The 237-nt window shown below is 38.4% G+C and carries 1 pseudogene; it reads right to left on the reverse strand.

Annotated features, from left to right (window positions below):
- A pseudogene (locus tag A1019T_RS12065) lies at window positions 1–237 on the reverse strand (RNA-guided endonuclease InsQ/TnpB family protein); the annotation flags it as partial.

Here is a 237-nt window from a genome sequence, read left to right on the forward strand (position 1 = left end):
GTTGATTTGATATAGGCTTAGGTTGTAGCTATCGAATACATCGATGATAAGCTTTTGACCTTTAGATAGCGATAGCTGTAGGGTTGATTTCAGTGCCTTCTTACCTGTCTGCCTTGTTTGCAAGTACTTGATAGCAGATTTCTTAAAAGGTATCCAGCCAAGTGATTTACGCTTGGCATCAGCTCTATTAGTACGCCAGTTAAGTTTGGCTTTTTTAAATTGTTTACGTGATTTAGC

This window comes from Psychrobacter piechaudii (genome assembly GCF_900162825.1).
Taxonomy (GTDB): Bacteria; Pseudomonadota; Gammaproteobacteria; order Pseudomonadales; family Moraxellaceae; genus Psychrobacter; species Psychrobacter piechaudii.